The organism is Planotetraspora sp. GP83, from assembly GCF_041262585.1.
Classification (GTDB): Bacteria; Actinomycetota; Actinomycetes; order Streptosporangiales; family Streptosporangiaceae; genus JAOEGB01.
This window is the reverse complement of sequence record NZ_JBGCBZ010000018.1, coordinates 96,334-114,027: the sequence shown is the minus strand read 5'-3', so window position 1 is coordinate 114,027 and position 17,694 is coordinate 96,334. Positions and strand designations below refer to the sequence as shown.

Genomic DNA, 17,694 nt, shown 5'->3' with positions numbered 1-17,694 from the left:
GTCTGTCTAGGTCTCGATCATCTGGACGGGGACCGGGAGGACCATGGCGATTGCGGGTCCTTCGTGCCCACGGGGGTCCACCGGCTCTCGTTGGCCGCGCTCTCCTCGACGGCGGCGAGGACTCGCTGCACCTGGAGGCCGTCGTCGAACGAGGGCGACGGGTCGGCGCCGGTGGCGACGGCCTCCAGGAAGTCCTTCACCTCGTGGACGAAGGTGTGCTCGTACCCCAGGCCATGCCCCGGAGGCCACCACGCTCCGGCGTAGGGATGGCCGGGCTCGGTGACGAGGATCCGCCGGAACCCGGCGTCGGGCTGCTCGTTGTCGTGGAACCACAGCTCGTTCATGGCCTCGAAGTCGAAGGCCACGCTGCCGCGCGAGCCGTTCACCTCGATGCGCAGCGCGTTCTTGCGGCCGGTGGCGAAACGCGTGGCCTCGAACGACCCCACGGCTCCGCCGTCGAACCGGCCGATGAACAGGGCCGCGTCGTCCACCGTGACCGGCCCCTTCTCTCCGGTACGGCTGCCGCCCGCCAGGCCGCTTGCGCCCTCGCCCAGCGGTCGTTGCTTGATGAAGGTCTCGGTGAGCGCCGAGACGCCCGTCAGCGACTGGCCGGTGACGAACTGGGCGGTGTCGACGATGTGCGCCCCGATGTCGCCCAGGGCGCCCGACCCGGCTCTTTCCTTCCGCAGCCGCCACACCAGGGGAAACTCCGGGTCGATGATCCAGTCCTGGAGATACTGCGCGCGGACGTGCCTGATCTCCCCCACGCGGCCTTCGGCCACCAACCGCCGGGCCAGCGCCACCGCCGGGACGCGGCGGTAGTTGAACCCCACCATGCTGCGCACGCCCCTGGCGGCCGCCGCCCGCGCGGCGGCGGCCATGGCCTCCGCCTCCGCCACGCTGTTGGCCAGCGGCTTTTCACACAGCACGTGCTTGCCGGCCGCGAGCGCGGCGATGGCGATCTCCGCGTGAGAGTCGCCCGGCGTGCAGATGTCGACGATGGCCACCTCCTCGCGATCGACGAGCTTGGTCCAGTCCGTCTCGACGGAGGCCCAGCCGAGCTGCGCCGCGGCGGCGGCCGCACGGTCCCCCGACCGGCCCGAAAGCACCGCCATCGACGGTTTCACGGGCAGGTCGAAGAACGCGGCGACGTTCCGCCAGGCCTGCGAGTGCACACGTCCCATGAACGCGTACCCGACCAGGCCGACCCCGATAGGCGGCTTCACGATTCGAACCCCAGCGGAAGGTAGGCCGCGACGTTGTCCTTGGTGACGGTCTCGGACGCCAGTGTGATCGACTGCGGCACCTGGTTCTCCACGAGGTCGGACATACCCCTGCCCTGGGCGATGAGCCGGGCGAGCTTGATGGCGGAGGCGGCCATCGTCGGGCTGTAGGTCACCGTGGCCTCCAGCACGCTCGACCCGGACTGGATCTCCCGCATGGCGTTGGCCGAGCCCGCGCCGCCGACCATGAACAACTCGCTCCGGCCCGCTTCCTTGATCGCGGCCAGCACGCCGATGCCCTGGTCGTCGTCGTGGTTCCACAGCGCGTCGATCTTCTTGTGCGCCTGCAGCAGGTTGGCGGCGACCTGGGTGCCGGTCTCGACCGTGAACTTGGCATCCTGCTTGGCGGTCACACCGAACCCATACGTTTTGAGCGCGTCGGCGAACCCCGCGCTGCGGTCCTGCGTGAGCGGCAGCGTCGCGATGCCCTGGATCTCCACGATCACCGGGCTGGCCACGCCCTTGTCCTTGAGCCGCTTACCGATGTAATGCCCGGCGGCCACGCCCATGCCGTAGTTGTCCCCGCCGATCCACGACCGGTAGGACAGCTTGTCGGGAAAGACCCGGTCCAGGTTGAGGACCGGGATGCCCGCGTCCATCGCCTGCCTGGCGACCTGGTTGAGCTGCTCACCGTCGTTGGGCAGCAGCACCAGCACGTCGACCTTCTGCTGGATCAGCGACTCCACCGCCGAGATCTGCTGGTTGATGTCGTTGGTGGGCTCCACCGGCTTGAACGTCACATCGGCGTGCTGCCCGGCCGCACTCTGGGCGTTCTTGGCGATGGCGGCGATCCACCCGTGATCGGCGGCGGGCGCGGAGAACCCGATCGTCACCTGCTTGCCGGGCTGGTCGTCGCCCCCGGCCGGCGTGGCGGCGGCCGCCGCGGCACTGGGCCGTACGGCCGGCTCGTTGCTCGTGCAGGCGGTGACCAGGGCGCCGGCGCCGATGACGGCTCCGCCGAAGATGAACCCTCGACGGCCCGGATTGCGTGTCATGTCATTCTCCTAGGGGGTGAAAGGCGTGCGGAACCAGAGCCGCGGCGCTTGCTCCCGCGGCCCTTCCAGATGTGAGGCGAACTATGTGCCGGTGCGGACGCCGCGCCGCTGCAGCAGCACGGCGACGACGATGATCAGACCTTTCGCTATGAGCTGGTCGCTGGTGTTGAGCCCGTTCAAGATGAACAGGTTGGTGATCAAGGTGAAGATCAGGAGGCCGAGGATCGAGCCGATGATGGTGCCCCGGCCGCCGGACAGCAGCGTGCCGCCGATGATGACGGCCGCGATCGCGTCGAGCTCGTAGAGGTCCCCATGCGTGGACGAGCCCGTGGTCGTCCTGGCCATGATGATCACCGCCGCGATCCCGCAGCACAGCCCCGACAGCGCGTACAGCAGCATGGTGTGCCGGCGGACGTCGATGCCGGCCAGCCGGGCCGCCTCCGGATTGCCGCCCACCGCGTAGGTCCGGCGGCCGAATGTCGTGCGGTTGAGTACGACCCACCCGACCGCCACCACCAGCGCGAAGACGTAAACGAGAAGGGGCAGCCCGAGCACCCGCGTGGTCGACAACTCGACGATCGCCGAGTTGTCCGGCCGCACGAGCTGGGTGCGCTGCCCCGACATGCGCTGCGCCAGACCCCGCGCGGCCACCAGCATGGCCAGCGTGGCGATGAACGGCACCATCCGCCCGTAAGAGATCAACAGGCCGTTCACCAACCCCGCCCCGGTCCCGACCAGGACCGCGCACACCACCATCACCACCGGCCCGTACGACTGGGTGGCCAGGGTGGTGGCCCAGACCGAAGCCAGCGCCATGACGGCGCCGACCGACAGATCGATGCCACCTCCGATGATCACGAAGGTCATACCAACCGTGATCACCCCGATCGTCGACGCGAGCGCGAGAACACTCACCAGATTCGACGACGTGGCGAAATTCTCCGGCCTGGTCACCAAGCCGACGATCGCCAGCAGGACGAGTGCCGCGACCAACCCGAGATGCCGGGTTTCGCCCAGGCCGCCGAGCCGGCTCCTCGGGGAAGGTGGGACCTGGGGACGCTCGGCGGCGTGCGGCGCGCGCACCGGATCGACCTCAGTCATGGGACGCTCCTGGGGGACGAGGGGAGCCCGGGCGCTCCGGACGGTCAGCGGAAAGAGGCTGTTCAGGCATCGGGGGGCACCTCCGCGTGGGCGGTCTCGGGCGGCGAGACCATGACGAGGTCGAGGACGCGGTGCTCGTCGAGGTCTTCCGCCTCGGCCTCGTGGACGATCCGGCCCTCGCGGACGACCAGGACCCGGTCGGCCAGGCCCAGCACCTCGGGGACCTCGCTGGAGACCAGGAGCACGCCGATCCCCTCGTCGGCCAGCCGGCGGATCACCGCGTACAGCTCGGCGCGGGCGCCGACGTCCACACCGCGGGTCGGCTCGTCCAGCAGGAGCAGCTTGCGGCCGTTGACGAGCCACCGGGCGAGTACGGCCTTCTGCTGGTTGCCGCCCGACAGTGTTCTGATCGGCCGGTGCGGGTCGGCCGGACGAATGCCGAGGGCCTCGATCTGGCGTCGCGCGTCGGCCACCTCCCGTTTCCGGTCGAGCCAGCCGAACCGGGCGTACCTGCCCAGACCTCCGAGCGTGATGTTGCGGGCCACGCTCTGGTCCAGCAGCAACGCCTGCGCCTTCCGCTCTTCAGGCGCGAGGCCCATGCCGAGCCGTACGGCCAGGCTCGGCCCGCCGCGGCGTACGGGGACGCCCTCAAGGATGACCCGGCCCGACGCCCGGCGGGCGCCGTAAACGGCCTCGATGATCTCCGAACGGCCGGAGCCGACCAGGCCCGCCAGGCCGACGATCTCCCCGGCCCGCACGTTGAAGGAGACGTCGGAGAAGACGCCGGCAACGCTGAGGTTCTCCACCCGGAGCACCTCGGGCCGGTCGTCGAGGGCACCGGGGGCGGGCCGGGGCGGGAAGACGTACTCCACGTTCCGCCCGGTCATCAGCGACACGATCGAGGAGGTGGGCGTGTCGCGGGCGGGTAGACCGACGGCGGCGGTCCGGCCGTCCTTCAGCACGGTGACGCGGTCGCCGATCTCGCGGATCTCCTCCAGCCGGTGGGAGATGTAGATGATCGCGACCCCCTGCGCGGTGAGCTCCCTGATGATGCGGAAGAGGTTGGCGACCTCGTCGTGGGCGAGCGCCGCCGACGGCTCGTCCATGATGATCAGACGCGCGTCGTGCGACAGCGCTCGTGCCATGCTGACGACCTGCTTGCCCGCGGCGGGCAACCTCCCCACCTCGGTCGTCGGGTGGATCTCGGCGTGGCCGAGCCTGGCCAGCAGTTCGCCGGTCGCTCTGTTCATCTGCGCGCGCCTGGTGAATCCGTACCGAGCCTGCTCATGGCCGAGGAAGACGTTCTCCGCCACGGTCAGCCCGTCCACCAGGTCGAGCTCCTGGTAGATCGTCGAGAGGCCGAGATCGATGGCCGCTGTGGGGCCGGCCGGCCGTACCGGCCTGCCTGCCAGGGTGATCGTGCCCTCATCGGGTTGATGGGCCCCGGAAAGGATCTTGATGAGGGTCGACTTGCCCGCGCCGTTCTGGCCGAGAAGGCAGTGGACCTCGCCCTCCCGGACCTCCAGGTCGACGCCGTCGAGGGCGCGGACACCGGGGAACCGCTTCACGATGCCGCGCATTACGAGCAGGAGATCTGTCGGCTCGCGTCTTATGTCCTGCATATTTCGGGACGGTAAATCGAACTTATGCCGACTGTCAACATAAGTCGCTCTTTTGTCGATGTAACATTGCGATGAAGGGCCGTCCAGGCGCGTTGACAGGAGGAGCGTTGACTCAAGGCATGGTGAGTGAATCCAGCGGTCAAGCGGTGGGCGCGGGCGCGCTCCTGGCGATCCTCAGGGACGGCCAGGCCCGAACCCGCGCCGAGCTCGCCCAGCTCACCGGCCTGGCCAGGTCCACGGTGTCCCAGCGTCTCGACGCGCTGATCAACCATGAGTGGATCGTCCCCACCCAGGACACGATCTCCTCCGGCGGGCGACCGGCCACCGCGTTCGCCTTCAACAGGAGCGCGCGGATCGTCCTGTCGGCCGACCTGGGCGCCACGCACGCGCGGCTGGCGATCACCGACCTCGGCATGACCGTGCTGGCCGAGCGCGCGGTCGAGCTGCCCATCGACCGGGGCCCTGAGCCGACCCTTACCTGGCTGGTCACCTCCTTCAAGGAGATGCTGACCGAGACGGGGCACCGGCTCGCCCAGGTGTGCGGGATCGGGATCGGCCTGCCAGGCCCCGTAGAGCACGCGTCGGGCAGGCCGGTGAACCCACCGATAATGCCGGGCTGGGACAACTTCCCGGTCCCCGAGTGGCTGGGCGAGCGGCTCACCGCTCCCGTCCTCGTCGACAACGACGTGAACATCATGGCCCGGGGCGAACACTGGGTCACCAGCCCCGAGGTCGACCACCTCCTCTTCGTCAAGGTCGGCACGGGCATCGGCTGCGGCATCATCGCCGACCGGCGGCTCCACCGGGGCGCGCAGGGGGCGGCGGGCGACGTGGGCCACATCCGGGCGACCTCGTCGGTCGACGCGCTCTGCAGATGCGGCAACGCCGGCTGCCTCGAGGCGGTCGCGGGCGGGGCCTCGATGGCCGCCAAGCTGCGCGATACGGGACTCGACGCCGCGAACAGCCGCGACGTCGTCCGGCTGATACGCGCGGGCAATGCCCTGGCCGCTCAGGTCATCCGACAGGCCGGGCGGGACATCGGTGGCGTGCTGGCCGCCGTGGTGAACTTCTTCAACCCGTCGGTCATCGTCGTCGGCGGCGACATCGCCGAGGCGGGCGAACACCTGCTCGCGGGGATGCGCGAGGCGATATACAGCCGCTCGCTCCCCCTGGCCACCCAGCACCTGAGCATCCGGGCCAGCGAGCTCGGCGACCGGGCGGGCGTCATCGGAGCCGCGGTCATGGTGGTGGAGCATGTGCTGGCGCCGGGCACCGTCGATCAGACGGTCATGGTGTGAACGGCTGAATCATTCGGCATCCGCGGACAGGTCAGACCGACTATCCCGAGGACCTGCCGGACGATCATGAGAGCCAACGCGGCCTGGGCCTCCGGCAGTGGCAGGCAGATCTCCCGCAGCCGGGCCGCCGCGTTCGCATCGTCCACGTGCCCACTCCTTCGCGCTTTCTCTTCCATCGCCCGGAATGCCGCGCGGAACGAGACGTCCAGCCGGTCCAGCGGCTCGGCCGGGCCCAGCCCGACGACCGCGTCGATCTGTCCGGCCGGCGCGCGGTCGGCGAGGTGGCTCTCGATCAGCGCGGCCGGCCCGTGCGGCGAGCCGGGGGCCGAGGCCGAGCAGGAGCTCCAGCCGGTCGGTCGGCAGTTCCCCGAGCCGAGCGCCGCCTCGTCTCTCCGATGAGACATAGCCCTCATCAGGCGGCCTCCCGCGCATCATGCGGCCTCTCGCCCCTTTCCGGACCTCGATCATCGACAGGACACGCCATCTGCGTGAACACCAATCTTTGACGACAAAGGTCTCCCTTGTTGTCAAAGTCACAGAAAGATCTCGACACCTCTCCATCGACCGACCAACGAGGTTAACCGTCTTAAGAACAGATGATCGGTGTATCGTCGCATTGTCTCTTTACGTACCCCGTGGGGCATATGAGGCCCCACGACGCTCATGAGGAGCTCCCTTGAAGCGCACCGTCGCACTCGGCGGCATCGTCACGGCCGGCGGCCTGCTCGCCGTCAGCCTCACCGCCCCGGCTCAGGCCGCGTCCCCCGACCCCAAGCCCGACGTCGCCAGCGCGAACCTGGCCGGCGACGCCGTCGCCGCGAAGAACATCGTGGCCTTCTGGTACGCCGAGAACGCGGCCAACCTGATCAACGCCACGCCGTACAAGGTGGAGACCAAGGCCGTCACCACCCAGGTCGTCTCCAAGGGCGGCCCCGCGGCGAGCGGCAAGCCCGGCCTCGTGCCGGCGATCGGCGACGAGAAGAAGGCCGGCGCGTCGAAGAACGTCAACCTGCCCAGGAGCACCGGCAAGGTGTTCTTCCTCGGCTCCGACGACCGGCCGCACTGGTGCTCGGCCACCTCGGTCCAGGCCCAGTACCGCAACCTCGTCGCCACCGCCGGCCACTGCGTCTACGACACCGAGTCGAACAAGGCCACCCTGAAGTACTGGGTCTTCGTCCCCGGCTACTACCAGGGCAAGACCCCCTGGGGAATCTACGTCGGCAAGCAGGCCTTCACGCACTACGACTACAGCGTCTACGAGGACGGCGACCGCGACTACGCCTTCGTCACCGTCTACAACGGCCTCAAGCTGCCCGCGGGCGGCTTCAAGGACGTCGAGGACCTCATCCACCAGCACAAGTGGGACCAGCTCAAGGACTACGTCAAGGTCAAGGAGGTCGACGAGGCGACCTACGACGCGTACGCCCGCGGCGACTCCGACCACGACGGCTGGGGCTACTGGAAGGGCGAGGACGACCAGGGCCACACCCACTACTACGTCCTGAGGTTCCACGACGTCGGCCGTCTGGGCAACAACGTCGGCGGCCAGGGCCTGGCCTACAACCAGAAGCTCGGTAGGTACGTCTACGTCTTCGGCTACCCCAGCGGCTCCCACCCGGACGGCAACCACGCCTTCACCGGCAAGACCCTCAAGTGGTCGTACGGCAAGACCTTCGCGGCCAGGTCCAAGGACCTGAAGGCCGAGCAGCTCGTCGCCGTCAGGTCGGCCTTCACCGGCGAAGGCGCCCTGGGGTCGGCTTGGGTCTCGGGCTACAGCAACAGCCACCGTCTCGGCTACCTGAACGGTGTCACCATCGGCGTCTCCGACACCGACAAGAACAAGCGCTTCGACACCAGTCTCTCCCCCTACTTCGACGGGGAGACCTACCAGGTCTACAGCGCGGCGAAGAACCGCTGGTCGGGCTCGATCGCCTGACCTCCGGGCGGAGAGAGAAGTCGTCTCGATCGATCGTGTGGCCCGCGTCAAGTCCTCAAGACACGGGCCATCACGGGCGGTCCTGGTCGACCTGAATCCACGGCCTGATCTCAGCTGATCGCGGGCTCGACATGGCTGCGGCAGACCTGGTGGTGATGGTGATCTCCTCGGTGTCCACGCACCTGTCTGCGGCGAGGGGACCTCACCTGATCATGAAGGCCGTCCCACGGTCCGCGAGGGGGCGGCCAACGGGTTGAACTCGTAGACGCGCGCATCGCACCTCAACCTCCAGCGCTGTGGGCGGGGATAGTCCCGGCCGGCACCTGTCAGTCCTTCCGCGGTATAGCCATCCCTTCGACGGAGGGATTTCGGACGGCATTCCTTATCGGCTGTGCTGCCGCAATTATGGCCGCTGAATGCCGATCATCATTCTCACCCGCCGGGCGGGACACGGCCGCCATTAGTACATTTCCCATAGAAGAACCGCACAACCGCAGGCCAGAGGCATTGCGGTTGTGCGGTTTTGCCGTTCATGAAATAGCAGGGCCCCCGAACACATGTGGCGGACAACACATTATCAGGCCTTTCTTTCGGCAATAGTTCTCCGGAATCCGGCGTTAGCGTTTACATACACCCGATCGGGTGCGCTTCATCGGGGAAAGGAAGCAAGAAAATGGCACGGAAAATGATTACGACTATTGGGGCGGTCGCAGCCGGCGCCCTGGCCCTGGCGGTGGCGTCCGCACCGGCGTACGCGGACGTGGCGTCCGGGCATGAGCAGGGGCAGAAGGCCTTCCTCATCAGCACGAACACCCAGGCCGCCGTCCGCGGGGACAGCGACTCCCAGTCGTCCGCATCCGCACGCGACCACCAGAAGCGAGACGGCCGCGGTGACCACGACGGGGAGAGCCACAACAACGACCACAACGACGGAGACCACAGCCCCGGCGACGACGGGAATCACTCCGGGAACCACAACCAGTGGGGTCACGACGGAAACGAACACGGTCACCACCACGACGGCCAGTGGAACCATCACCACTGGAACGGGTGGAACAACCACGATTGGAACGGGTGGAACAACTACGACTGGAACCACGGTGGTCACAATTGGTACGACGACAACCAGTGGAGCCACAAGTCAGGCCTGTACATCAAGCGGGACTTCTCTTGGAACGAGAGCCGGGCGACTCGAATCACCGGCTTCCAGGTGACGCCGGGGCGGGCCCACGAGGGCGATCGGCTTTCCCTCGACGGGAGGCTCCGGAGCGGTGCATCAAACGGGCACCACATCGGCCGCCAGCGTATTCACGTCTACTTCCGCTCAAACGGCTACGGTGACTGGAGGAATGTCGACACCCTCACGACCGACTCCGATGGCGGCTTCCGGACCGATGTCCGGGCTCGCCGCTCCGGCACCTGGCTGGTGAAGTTCAACGGCAACGACAGTTTCCGCGGCGCCGAAGCACGCGACTACGTGAAGGTAGTCGGCTAGGGAGTCGTCCCCGCGACAGCCGGCCAAGGCGGCCCGAGCAGGCGGAAGACGTGAGGGACAACCTGGCGAGTCCAGGGACGTTCGCGATCACGGTTGGGATTCGCGATGGTGGGCCACGGAGGCCGTCGCCCTAGACGCGCCTCGTCCTTCCCGCCGAGGTGGATTTCATCGATGGACTGGACCCCGTACGGCACCGCGCCCGCCGTACGGGGTCCATCCACTTGAGACGCGCTCATCCCGGTCTCGGGACCACTACGGCGGCTCTGGCGCGCCCCCGACGGCGCGAGCGGGACTAGAATGGGTAGCAGAACGTCTGCCCGGCAACATGGTTGTGAGGCCGCTACCAGTTATGATCGAACGATGACCCCCGCATCCTCACCCTCTCCCGCGAACAGCGCCCCCCCGGAAGACTGCGCGGGGGCGCTGAAGGGCGATCTGGGCTGGGCGCTAGGCATGGTGTTCCGGTCGTACATCAAGACGGCCAACCACGCGATAGCCGAGATGACCGGCGGTCCTCGGGGATACCAGGTCCTCACCGCCGCCGCACGCGCCCTGCCCGCGACGCAGCTGGCCATCGCTCAGCAGCTCGGCATCGACCGTACGGTCATGACCTACCTGCTCGACGACATGGAAGAGTCAGGCCTGATCCAGCGGCGCCCCGACCCGGCAGACCGGCGGGCCCGGCGTATCGTGGCCACGGAGAAGGGCCACGCCACTCTGGTCGAGATGAGGCAGAAGCTCAAACACGCCGAGGACCACGTGCTGAGCGCCCTCGACGAGTCCGACCGCGTCGCCTTCCGTTCTCTGCTGCGGCGCCTGGCCACCCACGCAGACACACTTGACCCCGTGACGGACCCCTGCAAGGCGGCCGAAGAAATCGGCGTCTCGGACGCGGAAGTCACGCCCGTGCCCCGCCGCCGCCGTTCCACGGCTCGCCGATAGCCCCCGCGGGCCCGAGGAGCTCGCGGGGCTTTCGCGTTCTCAGCCGGCGGGCTTGCGGTAGCGCATGCCTTCGCCGATGATGCCGTGGAGCTTGGCCTCCAGTTCATCGCGCAGGCCGACGTACTCTCTCTCAGCAGGTCCGCCTCATGGACAACGCTCCATGAGCGCGCCTCATTCTAGTGAACGCTCGCTCATGGTGGTCCGTCACTTCGCGGGATCCGGCGTGGTGCGGCGTACCGGTACGGGCACCGCCGGAATGCTCCCGAGCCGGCCGGCCCTGAAGTCCTCGAACGCCTGGGCCAACTCGGCCTGGGTATTCATGACGAACGGCCCGTAGACGGCGACGGGCTCGCGGATCGGCAGGCCGCCCATGAAGAGCACCTCCAGCGACCGGCTCCGTTCGTCCTGGACGGTGTCCGCGGCGACGGTGACGCTGTTGCCGGGGCCGAAGACCGCGAGGTGCCCGAGTTCGAACCGGCGGCCCCGAGGGCCGGCCGTACCCCGTCCGGCGAGGGCATAGGCCAGCGCGTTGAAGTCGCGCCGCCACGGCAAGGTGAGCGACGCGCCGGGCGCGAGCGTGGCGTGGACCAGCGTGATCGGCGTGTGGGTGATGCCGGGGCCGCTGTACCCCCCGACGCGCCCCGCGATGACCCGCACCAGAGCGCCGCCGTCGTACGAACCCAGCAAGGTGATCTTCTCGGCGGTGATGTCCTGGTAACGGGGCGCGGCGAACTTCAGGCTGCCCGGCAGGTTGACCCACAACTGGACCGCATGGCTCACGCCGCCCTTCATGACCAGCTCCTCCGGAGGTGCCTCCTTGTGCAGGATTCCGGCGCCGGCGGTCATCCACTGGGTGTCGCCGTCGCCGATCAGGCCACCGCCGCCGTTGGAGTCCTGGTGGCGGACTCGGCCGTCGATGACATACGTGACCGTCTCGAATCCGCGGTGGGGATGCCAGGCGGTGCCGATCGGCTCCCCGGGAGGAAGGTGGGACTCGCCCGACTGGTCCATGTGAACGAAGGGGTCCAGCGTCTCCAGGTCGAGGCCGGCGAACGGCCGGCGCATGACGAAGTGGTCGCCCAGCGTCGCGCTCTCCGCGGTGTTCAGCACGACCACGTCACGGTCGACGCGGGTCAGCGGGTCTGGCGCCGGAAGTCGGGGCAGCGCGAGCGGGTTCTCCACGGTGATCGCCGGCATGAGTCCACCTCTCCGGTCGCCGCCGTCGCCCCTGCGACGGCGGGCCTCCTCGCGTGGCGGGCCGGCGCGCGTGCCACCCGTCCACGGTCATTAATCTGACGTTTGTCAAGTATTGCACGCGCCAGCGCGTAGCCCGTCCGGGTCCTTCCACCCGAATCGCTCCGCGTCCGGCGGCTGGGGCAGGAAACCGGGGTTGGCGACGGCGAGGCGGGCTGTGACGTCCGCGCGGATCGTCGCGGCGCGCGAGGAGCGGCAGGCCCCCGCGGCACGACGACAGCCGCGGGGGTAGGGCGCCGTAAGGGTCAGGCGTGTGGAGCACGGCCGAGCACGGAGAACACCGCGCCGGACAACTCCGACACCGCGTCGGCCGACGCGCCGCGGCTGCGCCAGGCGACGAACCTGTCAGGTCTTACCAGGATCGCGCCGTCGGCGTCGATGTCCCGGTGCCGCAGCCACGTGCAGCGTGGATCCAGGTAGTCGCCTTCCCCGTGTCCGATGGTCACCGCGTCCAGCGGCAGGCCGTGCTCAGCGGCGATCTTGCGCGCGGCCTCCTGCCATGCCTGGCCCTTCTCGCCCGCGATGAGCAGGAAGCGCCCCGGGCCCAGCAGGCTCGCGATCGGCACGAGGTCACCGTCGTCGTCGAGCAGCCACGCGTGCGGCAGCGGATGGCCGGGCCTGGTGCTCGGCCGGTAGACCCGGATCTCGTCGATGGGCTCGGGCGCCGGCTCGCCGTCGGGCAGGACGGCGGTGGACTCGTAGGTGTAGCCGTACTCGGTGTTGTGCGCCCGGAACTCCATCGACTGCTCGGTGACCGCGGCCAGCACCTCACGTCGGCGGCGCTTGCCCTCCGGCGTGTCGGCCCAGTAGTCCCGCAGGGTCTTCCAGTTGCCCTCAGGGTCCGGGACGTACTCGACTCCCATCGCGGCTCTCAACTTGGGAGCGTTGGCCGCGTTTTCCAGCGCTCGCCGGACGTTGCGGCCGGTGACCGCCCGCCTCTCGGCCTCGTAGGTGTCCAGCAACTCGTCGCCGGCGTGGCCCTGGAGCACCGCGGCGAGCTTCCAGGCGATGTTGTAGGCGTCCTGGACGGCGCTGTTCAGCCCGAGGCCGCCCGTGGGCGGGTGCCGGTGCGCGGCGTCACCAAGCAGGAATGCCCGGCCCTTCCTGAACTCGCGGGCCAGCACCCCCTCAAACCACCATCGCGTGATGGCGTGCACGGTGACTTCGACGTCGCCGATGCCGAGCGCCTCCCGCATCTTCACGACCGCCGCCTCGTCGTCTGTCGTCGCCTCTTCCTCGGCCGGGAAGAACTGATGGACGACCCACTCCTCGGACTCCGGCCCCCAGTGGTCGGGCCCCATGGCGAGGAGACCAATGGTCCTGCCGAGATCCGGCAGGTAGTACGAACGGAGCAGGGCCTCGGGTTCGGTGGCCCACTTGGACAGGTCGGCGGTCATGTAGATGCTGACGATCCGCGCCGCCTGTGACTTCTCCGGGCCCAGGTTGTCCAGCTCGATGCCGAGCTGCGGCCGCACGGTCCGGCCACCGTCGCACCCCAGGAGGTAGCGGGCCCGCACGCGGTACTCGTTCCCGGTCTCCCGATCGAGGATCACCGCCTCCACGCCCTCGTCGTCCTGGGTGAAGGACAGCATCTCATGGCCGAAGCGCACCCTGTCCTTGCCCGCCAGCGCTTCGGCGCGCGCTCGGATGATCGGCTCCAGCCGGATCTGCGGGAGATTCGCCAGCCGATGCTCGCTCGCGGCGACGTAGTCGACGTCGTCCCCGGCGGCCCCCCACGACTCGGTCTTGGTGATCAGCCGCCCGTAGTCCTCGTGCGGTCCGGCGAACCCGGCGAAGATGCCGGTGTAACGGGTCATCTCCGGCGGAGTGGCCCGTTCGTACACCTCGTCGGCGGCCCCAATCGCCGCGAGGATCTCCATGGTGTGCTGGTTGAGGATGTGCGCCTTAGGCAGGATCGAGGTGTGCGGCCAAGCGTTGACCAGCAGCGTGTCCACGCCGTAGCTGCCCAGCAGCGCGGACACCGTCAGGCCAGCTGCTCCGCCACCGACGATGAGCACATCGACGTCCAGATCGGACATGGTTCTTCTCCCAGAAGGAAGTGGGGTAATGGTGTTGTCGGCCGGTCAGCCCGGCTGGTGGGCGCCGGTCATGAGCTCGGCGAGGTCGTCGGGGCGGATCATGGACGCGGGCACCTGCGGCCCCCAGAGGTACCCGGCCTTCGGCCCGGGCTCGAAGACCCCCGGCTCCCAGAGCTGGTCGTCGAGGATGCAGTCCATGTCGGAGTAGTACTCGGAGAAGTTGCCGGCGGGATCGCGCAGGTACCAGAAGAAGTTGGACCCGATGTAGTGCCGGCCCAAGCCCCAGGTGTGCCGCTCCGGATGGCCCTCGATCATGTTGATCGCGCCGCGCCCGACCTCGTCGACGTCGTCGACCTGCCACGACGTGTGGTGCAGGAAGGCGACGGGCGACTGCTGCACGAGGACGTTGTGGTGGTCGGTGGAGCAGCGCAGGAACGCGGCGTGCCCGCTGATCACGTCACTGATCTTGAGCCCGATGCCCTCGACCAGGAACCGCTGGCTCGCCTCCGCGTCCAGGGAACCGAGGACCACGTGGCCGAGCTTGCGCGGCCGTACCGGACCTTCCCTGTCCAGGGCTTCCGCGCGGGCCTGCGTCCGCTCGGTGCGGCCCGGCCCGTTCTGCGCGGGCCGCGGCACCTCCGGCTGCTTGATCCGGTCCGTGATCCGCACCACGAAGCGCACGCGCGTGAACGGCTCGACCGCGATGATGCCGTTGTCGTCCAACTCGGCGTCGATCTCGAGCTTCGCGAGCCGCGACGCGATGCGGCTGAGGTCGTCCGCGTCGTCCGCGCCGATGACGATCTCCAGAGCGCGGCGCGTCGGCGTGGAAACGAGACGCAACTGCTCACCGCCGTCCGTGGTGGAGAAGGTGCCGCCGTCGCGGATCAGGCCGAAATCGTCGTAGTACTGAGCGGTCTCCTCGACGTTCGGCACTCCGATGGTGATCGAGGAAAGCCTGTGCAGTCCCATGTGGTCTCCTAAAATGGGTTGGATCACAGCTCGGCACGAGGCCGGGCGGGCATCCGTATCGATGTCGACCCGCAAGGTGTTGAGGAACGCTGAGGAACGTTGAGGAACAAGGCCAGGCCCGCGTAGACGCCCGCCAGCAGCGAAGCTCCGCCGTACCGCGGTCGCCGAGGCCGGCCCCGAGTCCGGCTGTTCAAGAGGCGACCATGCGCTGGCGGATCGTGCCGATGCCCTCGACATAGGACACCAGCTCGTCGCCCGGCTTGAGGAAGACCCTAGGATCGCGCGCGGCGCCCACCCCCCCGGGCGTGCCCGTGAAGATCACGTCGCCTGGGTACAGCGTGCAGACGGCCGAGATGCGGGCGATCAGCTCGGGCACCGAGAAGATCATCCCCGAGGTGCGGCCCTTCTGCATCAGCACGCCGTTCACCGAGCAGCCCAGCTCCAGGTCGTCGGGGTCGCTGAACTCGTCCACCGACACCAGCTCCGGGCCCATCGGGCCGAAACCGGGGAACGACTTGCCCAGGCTGAACTGCGGCGCCGGGCCGACGGTCTGCAGGCGGCGCTCGGACAGGTCCTGGCCGACGGTAAGACCGGCCACGTAGTCCCACGCGTCCTCGCGGGCGACCTGGATGGCGGTCTTGCCGATCACCGCGACAAGCTCGACCTCCCAGTCCACAGTCTCGGCCGGGAGCACGACCTCCTCGTACGGCCCGGCGAGCGAGCTGAGGAACTTGGTGAAAGTCGGCGGGCTCTTCGGCGGCTCCACATTGCCCTCGGCGGCATGGTCCGCGTAGTTGAGGCCGATGGCGAACACCTGGCGCGGCGCCGGCGCCACCGCGCCCCGGCATGCCGCGCCGATCTCGGCGCCCGCCGTCACGTCGACCCCGGCGGCCCACTCCCTGAACTCGTCCCAGCGGTCGAAGACCGCCTGCGGGTCCGCGCCGAACCTCCCGCCGCTGGCTCGTTCCACGTCCAGCGCCACGCTGCCCTGGACCAGGGCCAGCCGCCCGTCAATGTTCGCGGTACGCATCGCACCTCTCTTCTCGGCTTTTCCCGGCTTTCGAGGGATCACTTCACACGCCAACCTGCGGCGCGGTTAGTCCGTTGTACGCCCCGACAAATCGATACGTCAAGCGAAAATCGATTTCTGTGGAGATCTCGATAGATCGCCCTATCGGGCGAGAGCAGGGAAGGCCGTCGGCGCGGCCGGGGTGCCGGCGCTGCGACGAGCAAAGAATCTGACGCACGTCAGAATAATAGGCTTCTGTCGAGCGTCAGGCAGCGGGGCCAGCGAAGGAGACGTGGGAAATCGATTAAGTGCCCTAGATCGATGACCGATACAGTGGAGTCATGTCCCGGCCCGCCAAGAGCACGACGCTGACCCAAAAGGTCCACGGTCAGTTGAAGATGGCCATCCTCGCGGGCCGGTTTCGGCCGGGCGAGCGGCTGCCGCTCGCCGCGCTCGCGAAGGAGCACGGGGTCAGCCTGAGCGTCCTGCGGGAAGCGGTAACCCGGCTCGCTGAGCAGGAGCTCATCATCTCGGAACCACAACTGGGGTTCAGGGTGAAACCGCTGTCCGCGGAGGATCTCTCCGACCTGACAGCCGTACGGGTGGACATCGAGACACTCGCGCTGCGCCGGTCGATCGCCCGAGGGGATGTGGCCTGGGAGGCGCGGGTGATCGCCGCCCATCACACCATGGACCGCATGCGCCCGACCGCCGACACGGAGCTACACCAGGAGGCGGCCGAAGCTCATCTGAATTTCCACGCCGACGTGCTCGCCGCGTGCGGTAGTCCCCGGCTTATCAAGATAGCCACCGATTTACGGGAGTCGGCCGAGCTCTACCAGCGATGGGCCGCCCCGTTCGGTCTCCAGGAAGGCCGCGACGCCATCCGCGAGCACCGGGACCTGCTCGACGCGATGCTCGACCGGGACACGGAGCGGGCCGTCGCGGTGCTCACCCAGCACATCCAGCGCACCGCCCAACTCCTGCTGGACCACGCCGACGAGCTGACCGGCGACGCTGCAGCGCTCCCACGGCCCGATCCACATCTAAATGAAGACTCCTGACCTGGCGGTCTCCTCCAGGTTGGGAACCCCGATGGTGATCGAGGAAAGCTGATGCAGTGCCATGCTGTCTCCTGGGACTTCGCGGACCCTGTTACCGGTCCAGATGGGGCAGAGTCGGCCGGGTGTCGACGTCGACGTCGACCCGCAGGGTGTTGAGGAACAGGGCCAGGCCCGCGTACTGCACTGCGAGCAGCAGCAACTCGACCGTGCCCCGGTCGCCGAGCGCCGCGTACGCGCGGTCGAAGGTCCGGTCGGCGGCGTCCTTCTCCGTGATCATCTCGGTGACGAGCTCCAGCGCCGCGAGCTCGATGTCGTCGAAGGCGCCGTCCGCGAGCTTCGCACCTATCTCCAGCGCGGCCAGCTCCTCGTCGGTCACGCCGTATGCACGGGCCAGCGGCTCGTGCTGCGCCAGCTCGTATGGAGCGACCTGCAGGTGGGCGACCCGGAGGATCACCAGCTCCCTCAGCCGGGGCGGCAGCGCGATCCTCGTGAGCAGGGCGCTGCCGGTCTTCAGGTACGACGCCCAGACGCCCTCGGCGTGAGCCAGCATCCGCACGACGTTGAGCGGCTTGTCCATGGGAAAGGCCGCGAGCAGGTGCTCCGGCATCTCCGGGTAGGGCACACGCGCCATCGTCACCGTCTCCCTTCCTGGGCCCCCGCGCCGCTCACGGGGCGACCATGCGCTGG

General features: G+C 68.6%; 15 protein-coding genes. 5 read left to right on the top strand and 10 right to left on the bottom strand.

What is annotated here, in order from left to right:
* Positions 1–17 precede the first annotated feature (17 nt).
* From ABH927_RS24090 to ABH927_RS24075, 4 genes are all read right to left on the bottom strand, one after another.
* Complete coding sequence (locus ABH927_RS24090; RefSeq protein WP_370024723.1) at positions 18–1,226, bottom strand: Gfo/Idh/MocA family protein; 1,209 nt, start codon at positions 1,224–1,226, stop codon at positions 18–20.
* Positions 1,223–2,278, bottom strand: a complete 1,056-nt coding sequence (locus ABH927_RS24085; protein ID WP_370024721.1) for an ABC transporter substrate-binding protein — start codon at positions 2,276–2,278, stop codon at positions 1,223–1,225. The genes ABH927_RS24090 and ABH927_RS24085 overlap by 4 nt, the downstream gene beginning before the upstream one ends.
* An 81-nt stretch (positions 2,279–2,359) precedes the next feature.
* On the bottom strand, positions 2,360–3,379 hold the full coding sequence (locus ABH927_RS24080) for an ABC transporter permease (RefSeq protein ID WP_370024719.1): 1,020 nt from the start codon (positions 3,377–3,379) through the stop codon (positions 2,360–2,362).
* Between the two features lie 62 nt (positions 3,380–3,441).
* Entirely contained in the window at positions 3,442–5,001 is a 1,560-nt protein-coding gene (locus tag ABH927_RS24075; protein ID WP_370024717.1) for a sugar ABC transporter ATP-binding protein, read from the bottom strand.
* Between the two features lie 119 nt (positions 5,002–5,120).
* Between ABH927_RS24075 and ABH927_RS24070 the strand changes: the two genes are divergently transcribed.
* Positions 5,121–6,299, top strand: coding sequence for an ROK family protein (locus tag ABH927_RS24070; protein WP_370024715.1), 1,179 nt, complete (start codon positions 5,121–5,123; stop codon positions 6,297–6,299).
* On the opposite strand, the gene ABH927_RS24065 is transcribed toward ABH927_RS24070, so the two are convergent.
* A complete protein-coding gene (locus ABH927_RS24065; protein ID WP_370024711.1) occupies positions 6,281–6,703 on the bottom strand; it encodes a hypothetical protein in 423 nt (140 codons plus the stop codon). The two genes, ABH927_RS24070 and ABH927_RS24065, sit on opposite strands and share 19 nt — an antisense overlap.
* Positions 6,704–6,975: 272 nt before the next feature.
* On the opposite strand from ABH927_RS24065, the gene ABH927_RS24060 reads away from it, so the two are divergent.
* The 3 genes from ABH927_RS24060 to ABH927_RS24050 all read left to right on the top strand — a co-directional run bounded on the left by ABH927_RS24060 (position 6,976) and on the right by ABH927_RS24050 (position 10,672).
* Positions 6,976–8,235, top strand: a complete 1,260-nt coding sequence (locus ABH927_RS24060) for a serine protease (RefSeq protein ID WP_370024709.1) — start codon at positions 6,976–6,978, stop codon at positions 8,233–8,235.
* 685 nt (positions 8,236–8,920) lie between these two features.
* A complete protein-coding gene (locus ABH927_RS24055; RefSeq protein WP_370024707.1) occupies positions 8,921–9,730 on the top strand; it encodes a hypothetical protein in 810 nt (269 codons plus the stop codon).
* 360 nt (positions 9,731–10,090) lie between these two features.
* Positions 10,091–10,672 carry a MarR family winged helix-turn-helix transcriptional regulator gene (locus ABH927_RS24050; RefSeq protein ID WP_370024705.1) on the top strand — a complete coding sequence of 194 codons (582 nt, stop codon included), beginning with the start codon at positions 10,091–10,093 and terminating at the stop codon, positions 10,670–10,672.
* Positions 10,673–10,876: 204 nt separating this feature from the next.
* On the opposite strand, the gene ABH927_RS24045 is transcribed toward ABH927_RS24050, so the two are convergent.
* The 4 genes from ABH927_RS24045 to ABH927_RS24030 all read right to left on the bottom strand — a co-directional run bounded on the left by ABH927_RS24045 (position 10,877) and on the right by ABH927_RS24030 (position 15,964).
* The gene (locus ABH927_RS24045; protein WP_370024703.1) at positions 10,877–11,869 is read right to left on the bottom strand and encodes a pirin family protein; all 993 of its coding nucleotides are present in this window, start codon (positions 11,867–11,869) and stop codon (positions 10,877–10,879) included.
* 302 nt (positions 11,870–12,171) lie between these two features.
* Positions 12,172–13,965, bottom strand: coding sequence for an FAD-dependent monooxygenase (locus tag ABH927_RS24040; RefSeq protein ID WP_370024701.1), 1,794 nt, complete (start codon positions 13,963–13,965; stop codon positions 12,172–12,174).
* A gap of 45 nt (positions 13,966–14,010) precedes the next feature.
* Positions 14,011–14,934, bottom strand: a complete 924-nt coding sequence (locus ABH927_RS24035) for a VOC family protein (protein WP_370024699.1) — start codon at positions 14,932–14,934, stop codon at positions 14,011–14,013.
* Positions 14,935–15,124: 190 nt separating this feature from the next.
* On the bottom strand, positions 15,125–15,964 hold the full coding sequence (locus ABH927_RS24030; RefSeq protein WP_370024697.1) for a fumarylacetoacetate hydrolase family protein: 840 nt from the start codon (positions 15,962–15,964) through the stop codon (positions 15,125–15,127).
* A gap of 320 nt (positions 15,965–16,284) precedes the next feature.
* Here ABH927_RS24030 and ABH927_RS24025 point away from each other — a divergent pair, with 320 nt between their 5' ends.
* Positions 16,285–17,007: a GntR family transcriptional regulator gene (locus ABH927_RS24025; protein ID WP_370024695.1), complete on the top strand. Its 723-nt coding sequence runs from the start codon at positions 16,285–16,287 to the stop codon at positions 17,005–17,007.
* A 91-nt stretch (positions 17,008–17,098) separates the two neighbouring features.
* Here the strand turns inward: ABH927_RS24025 and ABH927_RS24020 are convergent, their stop codons facing one another.
* Positions 17,099–17,638, bottom strand: coding sequence for a carboxymuconolactone decarboxylase family protein (locus ABH927_RS24020; RefSeq protein ID WP_370024693.1), 540 nt, complete (start codon positions 17,636–17,638; stop codon positions 17,099–17,101).
* Between the last annotated feature and the right edge of the window lie 56 nt (positions 17,639–17,694).